Genomic DNA, 17,830 nt, shown 5'->3' with positions numbered 1-17,830 from the left:
GCGGTCCTCACACCTCCGTCCGCAGCAGCCGCAGATACACGAGCGAGAACAGCGAGCCGACGACGAGCAGCAGCAGGGCGACCGCCGTGCCGTAGCCGATCATGCTGTTCTGGAACGCCTGCTCGTACATGAACAGCGGCAGCGTCTCGCTGCGGCCGCCGGGCCCGCCGCGGGTCATCACCCAGATCAGCCCGAACACGGACAGCGTCTGCAGGGTGTTGAGCATCAGATTGGTCCCGATGGACCGCCGGATCATCGGCAGCGTGATGTGCCACAGCCGGCGCCGGCCGCTCGCCCCGTCGACCTCGGCGGCCTCGGTGATCTCCTGCGGGATCTCGGCGAGGGCAGCGGAGTACACCAGCATGGAGAACGCCGTACCGCGCCAGACGTTGGCGAAGGACACGGCGAGGATGGGCAGCGTGAACAGCCAGTCCCGGGACGGCAGATGCAGCGCGTCCAGGATGGCGTTGAGGGTGCCCTCCCTGCGGAAGAAGGCGTACAGCAGGAATCCGGCCACCACCTCCGGCAGCACCCACGCCGTGACCACGATCCCCCCGGTGAGCGTGCGCACCGGCTTCGACGCCCGCCGCATCAGCGCGGCCAGCGCCAGCCCCAGCGTGTTCTGCCCGAGCAGCGACGACACCACGGTGAAGACGAGCGTCAGCCATACGGCGTTGAGGAACTCCTCGTCGTGGAAGGCGCGGCGGAAGTTGTCCAGGCCGACGAAGGAGGAGTGGGCCTGGCCGGTGAGCTGGAGGTCGGTGAAGGCGATGTAAGCGCAGTAGGCGATGGGCCCGGCGAGAAAGAGCAGCAGCAGGGCCAGGGCCGGGACGAGGGGCAGCGTGCGCGGAAGGAACCGCGCCGTCATTTCTCGACCACGTTGCCGGTGATGTCCTTCAGGGCGTCGTCGTAGGCGGCCGCGGCCTTCTCCACGCTCGCGTCACCGGTCGTCACGGACTCCATCGCCTCCTGGATCGCCGTCGACACCTTCGGATACGCCGGGTAGGCGGGCCGGTAGTGGGTGGAGGCGACGAGGTCGGTGAAGAACTTGATGCCGGGCTGGGCGCCGGCGTACGCGGGATCGCTCGCGACGTCCCCCCGCACCGCGATGCCGGAGTTGGCGACGTACCACTTCTGCGCGTTCGCCTTGGTCTGCATCGTCTTCACGAACTCGAAGGCGAGACCGGGGTTGCCGGCCTTGGCCGGGACGGCCCAGGTCCATCCGCCTGACATGCTCACCTTGCCGGGCGCCTGCCCCCTCTGTGTGGGCATGGCGGCGAGCCCCAGCTTCCGCGACCACTCGGGCCACTCGTGCCCGGCCCCGGGCAGCCAGTCCTGCGGCAGCCAGGACCCGTCCAGGTCGATGCCCAGCTTGCCCTTGGGCAGCAGCTCACCGCGCACGATGGTCTGGATGTTGGGATCGAGGGCGGTGGAGACGTCCGGACCGAGCTTCTCCCGGTACACGGTCTCGACGAAGGAGAGCGCGTCCTTGAACCCCTGGCCGCCGGCGACCCACTTCCTGCTGCCCGCGTCGTACAGCGGGTCGGCGCGGCCGTCGCCGGTGCCGTACAGCAGCATCTCGAACCCCTGCATGGTGGCGGCCTCACCGGCGGGTTTGCCGGTGTAGACGTTCAGCGGGGTGACGCCGGGGACCTTCTCCTTGATGGCGCGGGCGGCGGCGAGCACGTCGTCCCACGTCTTCGGCTGCCAGGGGACGGGAAGGCCGGCCTTGGCGAAGACTCCCTTGTCGTACCAGAGCCCCCGGGTGTCGGTCCCGTCCGGGACGCCGTACGTCTTGCCGTCCTGTCCCTTGGCGGCGGCCTTGGCGGTGTCCATGAACTGCCGCCAGTCCGGCCACTTGGCCAGATAGGCGTCCAGCGGCTTCAAGTACCCACTGGTGATGTCCGAGTTGATGAGAAAGGTGTCCTCGTAGACCAGGTCGGGCGCGGTCTTCGGCGAACGGAGCATCTGCTGGAGCTTGGTGTAGTACTCCGAGTCGGGCGCCTTGACGGGGACGAGCCGGACCTTCTTGCCGGGGTGGCTCTGCTCGAACTGCTTCTTGACGTCGGCCAGATAGTCGTCCATCACATGGACGGAGTTGTCGGTCGACTGCTTGAAGGAGACCTTGACGGTGTCGGGGCTGCTGCCCGACCCGCCCCCGCACGCGGTGAGCGCGGTGGCGGCGAGCACGGTGGTCACGAACGAACAGACGGCGGCGGTGGGGCGCACGGGCATGACCTCCAGCGGGCTCACGAGGCTGTGACGCGGAGATTGCTGCGGTGCGAACGTAAGTTGAGTGGTCTAGTCAGGTCAATGCATGTGCGGGGGTTTGCCGCCGGGCAGCCCGAACAGGGCGGCCGCGTTGTCGTGGCACACCGCCCGCAGCCAGTCCCGGCCGAGGTCCAGCCGTTCCAGGGCCCGGAGCTGATGCGCGTAGGAGTAGGGGATGTTCGGGAAGTCCGAGCCGAGCAGGACGCGGTCGCCGAGGGCGGCCAGGCGGGGCAGGGCCCGCCGGGGGAACGGCATGAACCGTTCGGTGAAGTCGGTGAACGCCATCGTTGTGTCCAGCCGCACCTGCCCGTACCGTTCGGCGAGGCCGAGGAACTCCTCGTACTCGGGCATCCCCAGGTGCGCGACGATCAGCCGCAGCGACGGGTGCCGGGCCAGGACGCGCGCGATCGGGCCGGGCCCGGTGTGCTTGCCGGGCGCGGGACCGGACCCGCAGTGGATCACCACGGGGATGCCGGCCTCGGCCAGCAGCCCCCAGGCGCGGTCGAGCAGGTCGTCCGCCGGGTCGTAGTTCCCCACCTGGACATGGGCCTTGAACACCCGCGCGCCCGCTTCCACGGCCTCGCGGACATAGGTCTCGACGCCCGGCTCGGGGTGGAGGGTGGCGGTGTGCAGGCAGTCGGGGGTCCGGGCGGCGAAGTCGGCCGCCCACCCGTTCAGCCACCGGGCCATGCCCGGCTTGTGCGGATAGAGCATCGAGGTGAACGCCCGCACCCCGAACTCCCGCAGCAGCAAGGCCCGTTCCTCCTCTTTCGCGCGGTAGGTGATCGGCCACGCGAGCCCACCGGTCAGCGGTCCCTGCGCGTCGAAGTACGCCCAGACCTTGTGCAGGACCCGCTCGGGCATGAAATGCGTGTGCACGTCGACCAGCCCGGGAAGGCCCAGCCCTGTCCAGAAACGCCGTACCTCTCCGGACCCCTCACTCATGTACGGCTCCCTGCCCTCACCGCGGTTCGCTTCGCACCCACTGGTACACCAACTCCGGCCGCCCCACCGTCCCGTACTGCGGTCTGCGTTCCGCGCGGCCGGTGTCCACCAGGTGTTCCAGGTAGCGGCGGGCCGTGATCCGGGAGATGCCGACCGCCTCGGCCAGCGCGGTCGCCGTCAGGCCCTCGGCGCCGCCGCGCAGGGCCACGGTCACCCGCTCCAGCGTCGGGCCGCTCAGGCCCTTGGGCAGGGACGCCGGGCCCGGTGCGCGCAGGGCCGCCAGGGCGCGGTCCACCTCGTCCTGACCGCTCGCCTCGCCCGCCGCCGCGTGGAACTCGGCGTAGCGCACGAGGCGGTCGCGCAGGGTGGCGAAGGTGAACGGCTTCAGGACGTACTGCACCACGCCGAGCGAGACGCCCTCGCGCACGACCGCCAGGTCCCGCGCCGACGTCACCGCGATGACGTCCGCGTGATGGCCGGCCGCGCGCAGGGTGCGGGCCAGCTGGAGCCCGTGCACGTCCGGCAGGTGCAGGTCGAGCAGGAGCAGGTCCACCGGGGCGCGGTCCAGGAAGCGGCGGGCCTCGGCTCCGGTGTGCGCCTTGCCGACGGCGACGAAGCCCGGCACCCGGCCGACGTACATCACGTGCGCGTCCGCGGCGACCGGGTCGTCCTCGACGACCAGCACCCGGATCGGCGGCCGCGCGGCTCCCGCCACGCCGCCGGTCGTACCGCTGCCCGCGCCCTCGCTCATGCCTCGCCTCCCGTCGCGGCGCCCGCCCGCAGCGGCAGCCGTGCCTCGAACTGGGCGCCGCCGCCCGGAGCCTCGCGCACGGTCAGCGTGCCGTCGTGCCGGTGCACGGTCTGGCGCACCAGCGCCAGGCCGAGGCCGCGGCCGCCCGGGCCGGACGGCTTCGTGGAGAAGCCGCGCTGGAAGACCAGCTCGGCGTGGGCGGGGTCCACCCCGGGGCCGGTGTCCGCCACGCGCAGCACCAGCTCGCAGCCGCCGGCCGCGTCGGAGTACGCCGTCACCGTCACCCGCGGCGCCACCCCGCCCTGCGCCGCGTCCACCGCGTTGTCGATCAGGTTGCCGAGGATCGTCACCAGGTCCCGCGCGGACAGGGAAGGAGGCAGCAGACCGTCGTCCAGCCGGCTGTCCGGCGACACCACCAGCTCCACGCCCCGCTCGTTCGCCTGGGCCGTCTTGCCCAGCAGCAGCGCGGCCAGTACCGGTTCGCTCACCGCGGCCACCACCTGGTCGGTCAGGGCCTGCGCCAGCTCCAGCTCCGCCGTGGCGAAGTCCACCGCCTCCTGCGCCCGGCCCAGTTCGATCAGCGACACGACGGTGTGCAGACGGTTCGCCGCCTCGTGCGCCTGGGAGCGCAGCGCCTGTGTGAAGCCCCGCTCGGAGTCCAGCTCGCCCATCAGCGACTGGAGTTCCGTGACGTCCCGCAGGGTCACTATCGTGCCGCGGCGCTCGCCGCCCGACACCGGCGAGGTGTTCACGACGATCACCCGCTCCGCCGTCAGATGCACCTCGTCCACCCGCGGCTCGGACGCCAGCAGCGCGCCGGTGAGCGGCGCGGGCAGCCCCAGCTCCGTCACCGGCCGGCCCACCACGTCCCCGCTCACCCCCAGCAGCTCCCGTCCGCCGTCGTTGACCAGCGCCACACGGTACTGCCCGTCGAGCAGCAGCAACCCCTCGCGTACGGCGTGCAGCGCGGCCTCGTGGTAGGCGTGCATGCGGCTCAGCTCGGCCGCGTTCATCCCGTGGGTGTGGCGGCGCAGCCGGGCGTTGATCACGTATGTACCGATCGCGCCGAGCGCCAGCACCCCGGCCGCGACGCCGAGCAGCGCCGTCACCTGGTCCTGCACCCGTGCGCTGATCGCCTCCACCCGGATCCCGGCGCTGACCAGGGCGATGATCCGCTTGTCGTCGTCCTCGACGGGGGTGACCGCGCGGACGGAGGGGCCGAGGGTGCCGGTGTAGGTCTCGGTGAACGTCGCGCCGTGCAGGGCGGGGGCGGTGTTGCCGAGGAAGCGCCTGCCGATCTGGTTCGGGTCGGGGTGGGTCCAGCGGATGCCCTGCGGGTTCATGATCGTGACGAAGTCGACGTCGGTGTCCCGCATGATCCGCAGCGCGTACGGCTGCAGCTCGGCCGTCGGGTCGGGGCCGCGGACCGCCGACTGCACGGACGGCGCGTCGGCCACCGACCGCGCCACCGCCGTGGCCTGCCGGCCGGCCGCCTCTTCGGCCTGGCTGCGGTCGCTGACGTAGGTGAACAGCGCGTACCCGGCCACCACGAGCGCGAGCAGCACGGCCTGCATGGCGAACAGCTGGCCGGCCAGGCTACGGGGTCTCGGCAGGGTGAGGCGCATGCCGTCAGTCTGCCTCTCAGCCCGGCGGTGAACTAAACGATCCGACGGTGAACTAAATGAACGGAAGGGTGACCGCTCTCACAGGGGCGGGAGATAGTCACGGCAATCCCCAAAACGCCCGGACGTGAGCCGCACGCCGGTGATGCCGACGAAGACGTCAAGGAGGGCAGCCGTGGCCGCCAGCACATCCCCAACGGCACCTGCCGCGCCCGCTGTGAAGCGGGATCGCACCCACTACCTGTACATCGCGGTGATCGTCGCGGTCGCCCTCGGCATCGTCGTGGGGCTGGCCGCGCCCGACTTCGCGGTCGAGCTGAAGCCCATCGGGACGGGCTTCGTGAACCTGATCAAGATGATGATCTCGCCGATCATCTTCTGCACGATCGTGCTCGGCATCGGCTCGGTCCGCAAGGCGGCCAAGGTCGGCGCGGTGGGCGGCATCGCCCTCGCCTACTTCCTGGTGATGTCGCTGGTCGCCCTCGCGATCGGCCTGGTCGTCGGCAACATCCTGGAGCCCGGCTCGAGCCTCGCGGTCACCGACGCGGTCAAGAGCGTCGGGCACGCGCAGGTCGACGCCGAGGCCAAGGACACCACCACGTTCCTGCTCGGGATCATCCCGACCACGATCGTCTCCGCCTTCACCGAGGGCGAGGTGCTGCAGACCCTGCTGGTGGCGCTGCTGTGCGGATTCGCGCTGCAGGCCATGGGCGCGGCCGGGCAGCCGGTGCTGCGCGGCATCGAGCACATCCAGCGGCTCGTCTTCCGCGTCCTGGCGATGGTCATGTGGGCGGCGCCGATCGGCGCGTTCGGCGCGATGGCCGCGGTCGTCGGCTCGGCCGGCGTGGACGCGCTGAAGTCCCTGGCCGTGCTGATGCTCGGCTTCTACGTCACCTGCGCGCTGTTCATCTTCGTCGTGCTCGGGGCGCTGCTGCGGATCGTGGCGGGGCTCAACATCTTCACGTTCTTCAAGTACCTGGGCCGTGAGTTCCTGCTGATCCTGTCCACCTCCTCCTCCGAGTCGGCGCTGCCGCGGCTGATCGCGAAGATGGAGCACCTGGGCGTCAGCAAGCCCGTCGTCGGCATCACCGTCCCGACCGGGTACTCCTTCAACCTCGACGGCACCATGATCTACATGACCATGGCCTCGCTGTTCATCGCCGACGCCATGGGTACGCCGATGTCGGTCGGCGAGCAGATCCCGCTGCTGCTGTTCCTGCTGGTCGCCTCCAAGGGCGCGGCCGGCGTCACCGGCGCGGGCCTGGCCACGCTGGCCGGTGGCCTCCAGTCGCACAAGCCGGCGCTGGTGGACGGCATCGGCCTGATCGTCGGCATCGACCGCTTCATGAGCGAGGCCCGGGCGCTGACCAACTTCGCGGGCAACGCGGTGGCGACGGTGCTGGTGGGGACGTGGACGAAGGAGATCGACACGGTGCGCGTCCGCGCGGTGCTTGCGGGGGAGATCCCGTTCGACGAGCGGACGTTGCTGGATGACGGCGACTCCGAGCCGGCGGTGGAGAAGCAGCTGGCTACCGCGTAGCGCCGTGGGGGCGCGGGTCGTCTTGCGAGTGCCGGTCGCGTCTGGCCGGTCGCGCCCACGCGGCGGAGCCGCACAGGGATACCGCCCCGCGCCCCTCAGGTGGGCTGGACTCCCGCCTCCGACCAGGGCACCCGGCATTGCCTGAACCTTTGCCGGGTGCCCTTTGCGTTTCTCAGATGTCCGCCGCCAGCTTCGCCACCAGGTCCGCCGCCCGCCCCGCCGGGACTCCCGCTGCCGTCAGGACCGTGACCGCTGCCGAGCGGCCCGCCTCCGACGGGGGGACCAGGCCGTCGTTCACCGCTTCCATCAGGGCGAAGAGGATCTGCTCGTGGACGTAGGCCAGGGCCGGGGCCGGTAGCGGCGAGGTGAAGACGCCCTCGTCCAGACCCTGCTGGAGCAGCCGGACGCTGTTCTCACGGACCGGGGTGAGGCGTTCGCGGATGCCCTGCATGGTGACCGTGCGCTGGGCGAGGGCGACGAGCAGCCGGTAGCGGTCGGCGATCTCCCACACCGCGAGCACCGAGCGGGCCACGGCCTCGGCCGGGTCGTCCACGCCCTCGCGGCCCCCGGCGTGCGCGGCCGCCAGCGCCTGCACCGCCTGGTCCACCAGCGTGCCGATCAGCGCCTCCCGGCTCGGGAAATGCCCGTACACCGTCCGCCGTACGACACCGGCGGCGCGCGCGATCTGGTCCATGGAGGCGTCGGGGTCGCGCAGCAGCTCCGCGAGGGCGACGTCGAGGATGCGGCGCCGGTTGGCGTCGGCGCGGCTGTTACCCGTGGTCATGGCAGTCATTCTGCCCTCCTCCCGTACGCGGGCTTCCCGGCGACTTCCCCAGCGGTGCCGCACCGGACCGCCCATCGATTTGCACAGCGGTGTGCAAGGGACGTACATTGCACATGGTTGTGCAACTGCACGCCACTGTGCAAGTTTCGACGTCGAGGAAGGCGATCCCTGCCATGCGACTCGTCATGAACGAACCGGTCGAGAGGATGGAGGGCCCCTACCGCCGGCGCTGGTGGGCACTCCTCGTCCTCTGTCTGAGCCTGCTGATCATCGTGATGGCGAACACCGCCCTCACGGTCGCCGCGCCCGACATGACCCGTGACCTGGGCCTGTCCAGCGCCGACCTGCAGTGGGTCATCGACGGCTACACCGTCCCGTACGCCGCGCTGATGCTGCTGCTCGGCGCGATCGGCGACAAGTACAGCCGGCGCGGTGCGCTGGTGCTCGGCCTCGTCGTCTTCGGCGGCGGCGCCATCGCCGGGTACCTCGCCGACAGCTCCACGGCGGTCATCGCGGCCCGTGCCGTGATGGGGGTCGGGGCGGCGCTGATCATGCCCGCCACGCTGTCGCTGCTGGCCGCGACCTTCCCGCGGGCGGAGCGGGCCAAGGCGATCACGCTGTGGACCGCCACCGCCGGGCTCGCCATCGCCGCCGGACCGGTCGTCGCGGGCGCGCTGCTGCGCGACCACGGCTGGTCCTCGACGTTCCTGATCAACGTGCCCATCGCGGCCGTCGCGATCGTCGCCGCCCTCGTCCTGGTCCCGCCGTCCAGGGCCGGGCACCACGACCGGATCGACTACGTCGGCGGTCTGCTGTCGGTGATCTGGACCGGCGCGCTCGTCTACATGATCATCGAGGGGCCGCACTTCGGCTGGGGCGCCAAGGCCGTGACCGCCGCAGTCGTCGCCGGGGTCGCCCTCGTCGCCTTCGTCCTGTGGGAGCTGCGCCACCCGCGCCCCATCCTGGACGTGCGCCGCTTCACCGAGCGCCGCTTCGCCGGCTCCAACCTCGCCGTCGCCCTGTTCTTCCTGGCCGTCTTCGGCGCCTTCTACTACCTCACCCAGCACCTGCAGTTCGTCCTCGGCTACGACGCCCTCGACACCGGCGTGCGCATGCTGCCGCTGGCCGGTGCGGTCTTCGTCGGCTCGGCGCTGACCGGGTACCTGACCCCGCGGGTCGGCATGAAGTGGACGGTGAGCGCGGGCATGGTCGGCGGCACCGCCGCACTGGCGCTGCTGACCCGGGTCGACGCGGGATCGTCGTACGGCGACTTCGTGGCGCCGCTGATCATCCTGGGCCTGGCGATCGGCCTCGCCCTCTCGCCCTGCACGGACGCCATCATGGGCTCCTTCCCGGAGGCGGAACTGGGCGTGGGCGGCGCGGTGAACGACACCTCGCTGGAGCTGGGCGGCTCGCTCGGCATCGCGATCCTCGGCTCGCTGCTCGCCACGTCGTACTCCGACCACCTCGCGGACGCCACCAAGGGCGGCAAGCTGCCCGCGGACGCCCTCGCCACCGCGCAGGACTCCGTCGGCGCCGGGTACGCCGTCGCGCAGGGCATCGGCGACAAGGCCCGCGCGCTCGCCGAGCAGGCGGCGCATGCGAACAGCCCGGAGCAGGCCGCGCAGCTCAAGGCGCAGGCGCAGCAACTCGCCGAGGGCGCCGGGCGGATGAGCCACGCCGTCGGCTCCTCGTTCGCCGACGCGGTCGCCCACACCAGCCTGGTCGGCGCGGTGATCCTCGGTGTCGGCACGGTGCTCGTCGCGGTGCTGCTGCCGCGCCGGGACAAGGCGCAGGCCGAGCAGCCGGCCGAGGAGAAGGAGCCGCAGCTCAGCCAGGCCGGCTGACTCTCACCGAACTCTTAACCGCGTCCACTAGCGTGCCGTGCCGATCACCAGGCGCGGCACGCCGCGCAGTACGGGAGGCGCGGGGGATGAAGATCGACTGGAACCGTCGGACGTGCGCGAGGCGCGGCCACGTGACGTACGCGCCGGACGACCCCCGGCTGCGGATACGGCTGCACGCCGAGACCGCGCTCGGCGAGGTGTGGCGGTGCCTGCGCTGCGGGGACTTCGTGCTCGGCGAGCCGCACGGCTCCGGGCCGGCCGACGACGCTCCTCTGGTGCCGCGCGGCAAGGTGCTGCGGGACCTGTTCATCCTGCGCTTCCTCGCGATCGAGCGGGTGCTGCGCGGGGTGTTCATCGTGCTGGTCGCGGCGGCCGTGTGGAAGTTCTCCAACAGCCAGGACGCGGTGCGCCGGCTCTTCGACGAGAACCTCGACGTCTTCCGGCCGGTCTTCCGGCACTTCCACTACGACCTCGACCACTCACCGGTCGTCGGCTCCCTCCAGAAGGCCTTCGGCTACAAGCACTCCACCTTGCTGGTCGTCGCCGGGCTGCTCCTCGTCTACGCCCTCATCGAGATCGTCGAGGCCGTCGGCCTGTGGTACGCCAAGCGCTGGGCGGAGTACCTGACGGTGGTCGCCACCGCCGCGTTCCTCCCGCTGGAGATCTACGAACTGACCGAGCACGTCAGCGCGCTGAAGATCGCCACGCTGGTCCTGAACATCCTGGCCGTCCTCTACATCGCCCTGGCCAAGCGCCTGTTCGGCCTGCGCGGCGGCCGGCGCGCCTTCGAGGAGGAACGCCACAGCGAGTCCCTCATGGAGGTCGAAGAGGCGGCCGGGGTGGCCGTCCAGGCCAGGGGCCGGTGATCTCGCGGGCGCCCGGCGGCTACACCCTCACCCACCCGAGGACCCTGGAGCTTGCCGCCCGCCCGGAGATCACCGAGGTGCACGCCGCTCCTGCCGCGCTTGCCTTGACGTCGGCGTCAAGGCATACGGTCGCGGACATGCGAATCGGCGAGCTGGCCGCACGGGCCGGGACCACCACGCGCACGCTGCGGTACTACGAGGCGCGCGGGCTGCTGCCCGCGCGCCGGGACGAGCACGGCCACCGCAGCTACGACGAGGACGACCTGCGGCTGCTGGAGCAGATCCGGACGCTGCAGGACTTCGGGTTCGAGCTGGAGGAGACCCGGCCGTTCGTGGAGTGCCTGCGCGCCGGGCACCCCGAGGGGGACTCGTGCCCGGCGTCGGTCGCGGTCTACCGGCGCAAGCTGGCCGAGCTGGACGCGCTGATCGGCGAGCTGAGCGGGGTCCGGGCGACGGTCGCCGCGCAGCTGGGCAGGGCCGAGCAGGCTCTCGGCGAGCTGGCCGCCGAGGCGCTGGTTCCGGGGGGTCCGGAGCCTCGGTGCGAGCTGGGAGGGCAGGAGAAATGATCAAGGTCGACGGTGTGGCCGACGTGACCGACGCGGATTTCGCGAGCGAGGTGCTGGGGGCCGACCGGCCGGTGCTGGTGCAGTTCACCGCCGAGTGGTGCGGGCCGTGCCGGCAGCTCGCTCCGGTGCTGCGCGCCATCGCCGCCGAGGAGGGCGAACGGATCAAGATCGTGCAGATCGACGTGGACAGCAATCCGCAGACCACGATCGGATACGGCGTGATGGCCACGCCCACGCTGATGGTCTTCTCCGGCGGTGAGCCGGTGAAGTCGATGGTGGGCGCCCGGCCGAAGCGGCGGCTGCTGGAGGAACTGGCCGACGTGCTCTGAGCGTGCGCGGCCCCCGTAAACGAGGAAATCCCCCGGGCAATTGTGTCCGGGGGATTTCTTTCGCTATATTTGTTCATTCGCGACTTACCATGGTGAAGTCGCGGAGAAGCTTAGTGAGCACAGTATATCCGGGCGGGAGCGGAATTGTCAAACACCGAATTTCCGGACGATGAATTGCGGCACGAGCAGGAATTCATCGACGGGCTGTACGCGCGCGTGGACGCGCTGCGCGGAGACACCGAGGCCGCCGTCCAGGACGCGCTCGCGCAGGGCGACAAGCCCATGCAGGCCCGCCTGGAGCGGGACATCCTCGTCGCCGAGCGCTCGGGGCTGCTCGCCGCGCTGAACGCGGTGGACGGCTCGCTGTGCTTCGGCCGGATCGACCTCACCGACGGCACGAGCCACCACATCGGCCGGATCGGGCTGCGGGAGAGCGACACCGAGCGCACCCCGGTCCTGATCGACTGGCGCGCCGAAGTGGCCCGGCCCTTCTACCTGGCCACCGGCCACACGCCGATGGGCCTGCGCCGCCGCCGGCACATCTCCACCGAGGGCCGGAGCGTCACCGACCTGCACGACGAGTTCCTCGACGTCGGCGACCGGGAGCGCACCGGCCACGAGGACCCCACCGGCGACGCCGTGCTGCTGGCCGCGCTGAACTCCGCGCGCACCGGCCGGATGAGCGACATCGTGCAGACCATCCAGGCCGAGCAGGACGAGATCATCCGGGCGCCCCACCGCGGGGTCCTGGTCGTCGAGGGCGGCCCCGGCACCGGCAAGACGGCCGTCGCCCTGCACCGGGCCGCCTATCTCCTCTACGAGCACCGCGAGCTGCTCGCCAAGCGGGCCGTGCTGATCGTGGGCCCGAACCCGGCCTTCCTCGGCTACATCGGCGAGGTGCTGCCCTCCCTCGGGGAGACCGGCGTGCTGCTGGCCACGGTCGGCGAGCTGTTCCCCGGGGTGAAGGCCACGGCCACGGACACCCCCGAAGCGGCCGCGGTCAAGGGCCGCGCCGAGATGGCCGGTGTGCTGGCCGCCGTCGTACGCGACCGGCAGGCGCTGCCCGACCCGGTCATCGCGATCGAGCACGACCGCGAGGTCCTCATGCTCGACGACGGCCTGGTGAACGTCGCCCGGGAGAAGACCCGCGCCGCCAAGCTGCCGCACAACGCGGCCCGCGAGTACTTCGAGGGCCACATCCTCAACACCCTCACCGAGCTGTACGCCGAGCGCGTCGGCACGGACCCCTACGACGGCTCCAGCCTGCTCGACGCCGCCGACATCACCCAGATCCGCGACGAGCTCGCCGAGAACCCCGAGGTCTGGTCGGCCATCGACCGGCTGTGGCCACGGCTGACCCCGCAGCGGCTGGTCGCCGACTTCCTCGCCGAGCCCGAGGGATACGTCGGCGACGAGGACGCGGCCGCCATCCGCCGTCCGGTCACCCGGGGGTGGACCACCGCCGACGTCCCGCTGCTGGACGAGGCCGCCGAACTCCTCGGCGAGGACGACCGGATCGCCCGCGCCCGCGCCGAGCGGGAACGCGAGACGCAGATCGCTTACGCACAGGGCGTCCTCGACGTCTCCTACGCCTCCCGGACGTACGAGTTCGAGGACAAGGAGGAGGACGACCCGGAGTCCTCGGAGGTGCTGTCCGCGCACGACATCATCGACGCCGAGCGGTTCGCCGAACGCCACGAGGAGGCCGACCACCGCTCCGCCGCCGAGCGCGCCGCGGCCGACCGCACCTGGGCGTTCGGGCACATCATCGTCGACGAGGCGCAGGAGCTGTCCCCGATGGCGTGGCGGCTGCTGATGCGCCGCAGCCCGACCCGCTCGATGACCCTGGTCGGCGACCCGGTGCAGACCGCGGAGGCGGCCGGCGTCGGCTCCTGGGAGGGCATCCTCGAGCCCTACGTCGAGGACCGCTGGGAGCACACCCGCCTCGGCGTCAACTACCGCACCCCGGCGGAGATCATGGATCTGGCGGCGGCGGTCGTGCGCGCCGGGCACCCCGGCTTCGAGCCCCCGCAGTCCGTGCGCTCCACAGGCGTGCGGCCGTGGGTGCGCGGCACCGACGACCTGCCCGGAGCCGTCGAGAAGGCCGTCGCCGAGCTCACCCCGGCGGAGGGCCGGCTCGCCGTCATCGCGCCGCGCGAACTGCACCGCCGTCTCGCCGCCCGGCTGGACGGCGTGACGGCCGGCGCCGAGCCCGACCTGACGCGGACCGTCGTCCTGCTCGACCCGCGCCAGGCCAAGGGCCTGGAGTTCGACTCCGTCCTGGTCGTCGAGCCCGGCCACTACGGCACGAGCGACCTGTACGTCGCCCTGACCCGCGCCACCCAGCGCCTCGGCGTCCTGCACACCGGGGAGCTGCCGGAAGGGCTCAGGCAGGCCGCAGCCACACCGTAGCCAGCGGCGGGAGGGTCAGCCGGATGCTCGCGGGGCGGCCGTGGCAGCCCTGCGGCTCCGGCTTGACCGGGTCGGGGCCGGTGACGTCGCTGCCGCCGTAGCGGGCCGCGTCGGTGTTGATCACCTCGTGCCAGGCCGGGATGTCGTCGGGCACGCCGAGGCGGTAGTCCGGGCGCACGACGGGGGCGAAGTTGGACACCGCGAGCAGGGGACCGCCGTCGGCGTCGTAGCGCAGGAAGGCGAAGACGTTGTCCTCGGCGGCGTCGCCGGCGATCCACTGGAAGCCGTCGGGGTGGATGTCGCGCTGCCACAGCGCCGGGGTCGCCCGGTAGCGGGCGTTCAGGTCGCGGACCAGGTCCAGCACGCCCCGGTGGTCGGGCTCGGCGCCGTAGGACGGGTCGAGCAGCCACCAGTCCGGGCCGCGCTCCTCGGACCACTCCGAGCCCTGCGCGAACTCCTGGCCCATGAACAGCAGTTGCTTGCCCGGATGGGCCCACATGAAGGCCAGGTAGGCGCGCAGGTTGGCGCGCTGCTGCCACCAGTCGCCCGGCATCTTCGACACCAGCGACCGCTTGCCGTGGACCACCTCGTCGTGGCTGATCGGCAGCACGTAGTTCTCGCTGTAGGCGTACACCATCGAGAACGTCATCTCGTGGTGGTGGAACTTGCGGTGGATGGGGTCATGGCTCACGTACTGCAGCGAGTCGTGCATCCAGCCCATGTTCCACTTCAGCCCGAAGCCGAGCCCGCCGAAGCCGCTCGGGCCCTTGTGGTGGGTGGCCCGGGTGACCCCGTCCCAGGCGGTCGACTCCTCGGCGACGGTCACCACGCCCGGCACCCGCCGGTACAGGGTCGCGTTCATCTCCTGCAGGAACGCCACCGCGTCCAGGTTCTCCCGGCCGCCGTACTGGTTCGGCGTCCACTGGCCCGACTCGCGCGAGTAGTCCAGATAGAGCATGGAGGCGACGGCGTCCACGCGCAGGCCGTCGATGTGGAACTCCTCGCACCAGTACACCGCGTTGGCCACCAGGAAGTTGCGCACCTCGTTGCGGCCGTAGTCGAACTCCAGCGTCCCCCAGTCCGGGTGGGCGGCCCGCAGCGGATCGGAGTGCTCGTACAGCGGCCGCCCGTCGAACTCCGCCAGCGCCCAGTCGTCGCGCGGGAAGTGCGCCGGCACCCAGTCCATGATCACCCCGATGCCGGCCTGGTGCAGTTTGTCCACCAGGTGACGGAAGTCGTCCGGGGTGCCGAGCCGGGCCGTCGCCGCGTAGAAGCCGGTGACCTGGTAGCCCCACGAACCGCCGAAGGGGTGCTCGGCGACCGGCATCAGCTCCACGTGCGTGAACCCGAGATCCTTCACGTACGCCGGCAGTTGCTCGGCGAGCTCACGGTACGTCAGACCGGGGCGCCAGGACGCCAGGTGGACCTCGTACACGGAGAACGGGGCCTCGTGCGCGGGCACCTCCGGCCGGCGCGCCAGCCACTCCTCGTCGTTCCACTCGTAGTCCGAGGAGGTGATGATCGACGCCGTCTCCGGCGGGACCTGGGTGCGCCGGGCCAGCGGGTCCGCGCGCAGGGTCTTCGAGCCGTCCGGCCGGGTGATCTCGAACTTGTACAGCTCGCCCTCGCCGACACCGGGCACGAACAGCTCCCACACCCCGGTCGAGCCCAGCGAGCGCATCGGGAAGGCGGTGCCGTCCCAGAAGTTGAAGGTGCCGGCCACCCGCACCCCGCGCGCGTTCGGCGCCCACACGGAGAAGCGGGTGCCGGTCACGCCCTCGTGGGTCATCGGGTGCGCGCCGAGCACGTCCCACAGCTGCTCGTGCCGGCCCTCGCCGATGAGGTGCAGGTCCAGGTCGCCGAGCGTGGGCAGGAAGCGGTAGGCGTCCTCGGTGTCCAGGACGGCGTCCCGGTACGCCACCAGCAACCGGTACGCCGGGACCTCCCGCAGCGGCAGCAGGCCCGAGAAGAAGCCGTTCCCGTCGGCGTGCAGCTCGGCGCGCACACCGTCGGCCATCACGGTAACGGACAGGGCGTAGGGCCGCAGCGCCCGCACCACCACACCGTCCTCCGCCGGGTGGGCGCCGAGCACCGCGTGCGGGTCGTGGTGCGTCCCGGCGAGCAGCCGCTCACGGTCGCCGTCGTCCAGGGCGGGAGCGGCGGGGACGGGAACGGCGACCTCCGGGCCGGGAACGCGGGACGCGGCCTGGGGTTGCGGCACCTCGACGGCGGGGGCGGCCGGCGCGGCCGGGCCCTCGGCCGGGGCGGTCTGCCGCACGCTCCCCTGGGCCGGGGCCGTCTTCTTCACCGCCTTCTCGGCCGCGGTCTTCTTGGCGGCCTTCTTGGCCTTCTTCGGATCCGAACCGCTGGACTGTCGACGGGGGGTCACGGGGGAGCCTCCTGGAAGGGGACGTCGGTCGGACGGCGGGCCGGTCAGCTCGGGTCGGGCACGGCGGCGAGGTGCTCGATCGCCGCCATCGGCACCGGCAGCCAGTCGGGGCGGTGCCGGGCCTCGTAGACGACCTCGTAGATCGCCTTGTCGGTCTCGAAGGCGCGCAGCAGCACCGGGTCGGTGCGCGGGTCGAAGCCGCTCGTCTCGGCGTATCCGGTGCAGTACGCGGCGCGGCAGGTCCGCGCCCACTGCGGCGCCGGCGGGTTCGCCGAGTGCGCGGCGTAGTCGAAGGAGCGCAGCATGCCCGCCACGTCCCGCACCACCGGCTGCGGCATCCGCCGCTCGGCCAGCGGCCGGGCCGGCTCCCCCTCGAAGTCGATCAGGGACCAGGCCCCGGCGGGCGAGCGCAGGCACTGCCCCAGGTGCAGATCACCGTGCGCGCGCTGCGCGGTCCAGGTGTGCCCCTCGGCGGCCAGCTCCGCCAGCGCCTCGAACGCGGTCCGCAGCCCCGGCGCGTACGGGCCGAGCACCGGCACCTGCTGTACGGCGCTCTCCAGCCGCTCGATCATGCCGTGGACCAGCGGCTCCAGCTGCGCGTGACCGAGCGTGACGGTGGGCAGCGCGTGGGCCAGCGCCATGTGCACCTCGGCCGTGGCGCGTCCCAGATCGCGCGCCTCCGCGGCGAAGTCCTCGCCCTTGGCCAACTGCCGCAGCGCAAGTTCCCAGCCGTCGGCCGCACCCTGCACGAACGGCTGGAGCACACCGAGGACGTACGGCTCGCCGGCCTGGTCCGTGGTGTCCTGGGGGTCCGCCTCGATCCACGCCACCGGCGCGGGCACCCGGGCGCAGCCCTCGCGGGCCAGGGCCAGCGGAAGCTCCAGATCGGGATTGACGCCGGGCACGACCCGGCGCAGTACTTTCAGGATGAACGCGTCGCCGTAGACGACGGACGAGTTCGACTGCTCGGCCGTCATCACGCGGGGCACCAGGCCGGACCGTATCTCCGGCTGCGGGGCCCGCTCGAAACGCAGCCCGCCGATGCGGGCCTGGGAGCGCAGGGCCTCCAGGAGCACATCGGCGGGCCGGGGGTCGTACAGGGCGTCGTACACCGTGCGTCCGGTGAGCGGGCCGGCGGTGACGTGGCCTATCAGCGCGGGCGCCAGCCGGGGCGGCAGCGCCTCGCGCGCGCCTATGAGCAGCTGGTAGCAGTCCCCGGGGTGGGTGTCGGCGGCGCCCAGGGTGAGCGGCTGGTGGGCGCGCACCAGCAGGTGGTAGAGGCCCAGGCGGCCCGCGGCCGGGAGCAGTTCGGTGGCCGCGACCAGCGAGAATCCGGTGACCGGGCGCCCCTTCCCGGCGAACCAGCGCTGCCTCGGCAGCCAGTCGCGCAACAGTGGATCCAGTGACGCGAGCAGGCCGGGGCTGGTGGTTCCCGAGACGGTGACCGTTTCCGCCATGGCGTCACGTCCTTTCCCCGGGGGGATGGGGGTGGGCGGGGGCTTACTGTT

General features: G+C 71.9%; 14 protein-coding genes. 6 read left to right on the top strand and 8 right to left on the bottom strand.

Going from position 1 to position 17,830, the window contains the following annotated elements:
• Positions 1–7 precede the first annotated feature (7 nt).
• From ACF1GV_RS21060 to ACF1GV_RS21040, 5 genes are all read right to left on the bottom strand, one after another.
• A complete protein-coding gene (locus ACF1GV_RS21060) occupies positions 8–868 on the bottom strand; it encodes a carbohydrate ABC transporter permease (protein ID WP_391683045.1) in 861 nt (286 codons plus the stop codon).
• Positions 865–2,235 carry an extracellular solute-binding protein gene (locus tag ACF1GV_RS21055; protein ID WP_391683042.1) on the bottom strand — a complete coding sequence of 457 codons (1,371 nt, stop codon included), beginning with the start codon at positions 2,233–2,235 and terminating at the stop codon, positions 865–867. The genes ACF1GV_RS21060 and ACF1GV_RS21055 overlap by 4 nt, the downstream gene beginning before the upstream one ends.
• Positions 2,236–2,310: 75 nt before the next feature.
• The gene (locus tag ACF1GV_RS21050) at positions 2,311–3,216 is read right to left on the bottom strand and encodes an amidohydrolase family protein (RefSeq protein ID WP_391683039.1); all 906 of its coding nucleotides are present in this window, start codon (positions 3,214–3,216) and stop codon (positions 2,311–2,313) included.
• A gap of 16 nt (positions 3,217–3,232) precedes the next feature.
• The gene (locus ACF1GV_RS21045) at positions 3,233–3,967 is read right to left on the bottom strand and encodes a response regulator (RefSeq protein WP_391683036.1); all 735 of its coding nucleotides are present in this window, start codon (positions 3,965–3,967) and stop codon (positions 3,233–3,235) included.
• On the bottom strand, positions 3,964–5,592 hold the full coding sequence (locus tag ACF1GV_RS21040) for an ATP-binding protein (protein ID WP_391683033.1): 1,629 nt from the start codon (positions 5,590–5,592) through the stop codon (positions 3,964–3,966). Before ACF1GV_RS21040 ends, ACF1GV_RS21045 begins: the two co-directional genes overlap by 4 nt.
• A 142-nt stretch (positions 5,593–5,734) precedes the next feature.
• Here ACF1GV_RS21040 and ACF1GV_RS21035 point away from each other — a divergent pair, with 142 nt between their 5' ends.
• Entirely contained in the window at positions 5,735–7,129 is a 1,395-nt protein-coding gene (locus ACF1GV_RS21035) for a cation:dicarboxylate symporter family transporter (RefSeq protein WP_391684008.1), read from the top strand.
• Positions 7,130–7,301: 172 nt separating this feature from the next.
• Here the strand turns inward: ACF1GV_RS21035 and ACF1GV_RS21030 are convergent, their stop codons facing one another.
• On the bottom strand, positions 7,302–7,922 hold the full coding sequence (locus ACF1GV_RS21030; protein ID WP_391683031.1) for a TetR/AcrR family transcriptional regulator: 621 nt from the start codon (positions 7,920–7,922) through the stop codon (positions 7,302–7,304).
• A gap of 164 nt (positions 7,923–8,086) precedes the next feature.
• Between ACF1GV_RS21030 and ACF1GV_RS21025 the strand changes: the two genes are divergently transcribed.
• The 5 genes from ACF1GV_RS21025 (at position 8,087) to ACF1GV_RS21005 (ending at position 13,933) form a co-directional block, all read left to right on the top strand.
• On the top strand, positions 8,087–9,760 hold the full coding sequence (locus tag ACF1GV_RS21025; RefSeq protein ID WP_391683028.1) for an MFS transporter: 1,674 nt from the start codon (positions 8,087–8,089) through the stop codon (positions 9,758–9,760).
• A gap of 86 nt (positions 9,761–9,846) precedes the next feature.
• Positions 9,847–10,626, top strand: a complete 780-nt coding sequence (locus ACF1GV_RS21020; RefSeq protein ID WP_391683026.1) for a DUF2127 domain-containing protein — start codon at positions 9,847–9,849, stop codon at positions 10,624–10,626.
• A 137-nt stretch (positions 10,627–10,763) separates the two neighbouring features.
• A complete protein-coding gene (locus tag ACF1GV_RS21015; protein ID WP_391683023.1) occupies positions 10,764–11,192 on the top strand; it encodes a MerR family transcriptional regulator in 429 nt (142 codons plus the stop codon).
• Positions 11,189–11,521: a thioredoxin gene (gene trxA / locus ACF1GV_RS21010; RefSeq protein WP_391683021.1), complete on the top strand. Its 333-nt coding sequence runs from the start codon at positions 11,189–11,191 to the stop codon at positions 11,519–11,521. The genes ACF1GV_RS21015 and trxA overlap by 4 nt, the downstream gene beginning before the upstream one ends.
• A 144-nt stretch (positions 11,522–11,665) precedes the next feature.
• Complete coding sequence (locus ACF1GV_RS21005) at positions 11,666–13,933, top strand: HelD family protein (protein ID WP_391683018.1); 2,268 nt, start codon at positions 11,666–11,668, stop codon at positions 13,931–13,933.
• Here ACF1GV_RS21005 and glgB read toward each other — a convergent pair.
• Positions 13,908–16,322 (bottom strand): 1,4-alpha-glucan branching enzyme, encoded by a 2,415-nt coding sequence (gene glgB, locus ACF1GV_RS21000; RefSeq protein WP_391683015.1) that lies wholly within the window; start codon positions 16,320–16,322, stop codon positions 13,908–13,910. The genes ACF1GV_RS21005 and glgB overlap by 26 nt on opposite strands.
• 44 nt (positions 16,323–16,366) lie before the next feature.
• Positions 16,367–17,779, bottom strand: a complete 1,413-nt coding sequence (locus tag ACF1GV_RS20995) for a maltokinase (RefSeq protein ID WP_391683012.1) — start codon at positions 17,777–17,779, stop codon at positions 16,367–16,369.
• Positions 17,780–17,830 lie beyond the last annotated feature (51 nt).

Source organism: Streptomyces sp. NPDC014006 (assembly GCF_043088925.1).
Classification (GTDB): Bacteria; Actinomycetota; Actinomycetes; order Streptomycetales; family Streptomycetaceae; genus Streptomyces.
This window is presented reverse-complemented; position numbering and strand designations above follow the sequence as displayed.

Coding starts and splice junctions, on each gene's coding strand:
- ACF1GV_RS21060 (WP_391683045.1), bottom strand. CDS start 868: ATGACGGCGCGGTTCCTTCCGCGCACGCTGCCCCTCGTCCCGGCCCTG.
- ACF1GV_RS21055 (WP_391683042.1), bottom strand. CDS start 2,235: ATGCCCGTGCGCCCCACCGCCGCCGTCTGTTCGTTCGTGACCACCGTG.
- ACF1GV_RS21050 (WP_391683039.1), bottom strand. CDS start 3,216: ATGAGTGAGGGGTCCGGAGAGGTACGGCGTTTCTGGACAGGGCTGGGC.
- ACF1GV_RS21045 (WP_391683036.1), bottom strand. CDS start 3,967: ATGAGCGAGGGCGCGGGCAGCGGTACGACCGGCGGCGTGGCGGGAGCC.
- ACF1GV_RS21040 (WP_391683033.1), bottom strand. CDS start 5,592: ATGCGCCTCACCCTGCCGAGACCCCGTAGCCTGGCCGGCCAGCTGTTC.
- ACF1GV_RS21035 (WP_391684008.1), top strand. CDS start 5,735: ATGCCGACGAAGACGTCAAGGAGGGCAGCCGTGGCCGCCAGCACATCC.
- ACF1GV_RS21030 (WP_391683031.1), bottom strand. CDS start 7,922: ATGACTGCCATGACCACGGGTAACAGCCGCGCCGACGCCAACCGGCGC.
- ACF1GV_RS21025 (WP_391683028.1), top strand. CDS start 8,087: ATGCGACTCGTCATGAACGAACCGGTCGAGAGGATGGAGGGCCCCTAC.
- ACF1GV_RS21020 (WP_391683026.1), top strand. CDS start 9,847: ATGAAGATCGACTGGAACCGTCGGACGTGCGCGAGGCGCGGCCACGTG.
- ACF1GV_RS21015 (WP_391683023.1), top strand. CDS start 10,764: ATGCGAATCGGCGAGCTGGCCGCACGGGCCGGGACCACCACGCGCACG.
- trxA (WP_391683021.1), top strand. CDS start 11,189: ATGATCAAGGTCGACGGTGTGGCCGACGTGACCGACGCGGATTTCGCG.
- ACF1GV_RS20995 (WP_391683012.1), bottom strand. CDS start 17,779: ATGGCGGAAACGGTCACCGTCTCGGGAACCACCAGCCCCGGCCTGCTC.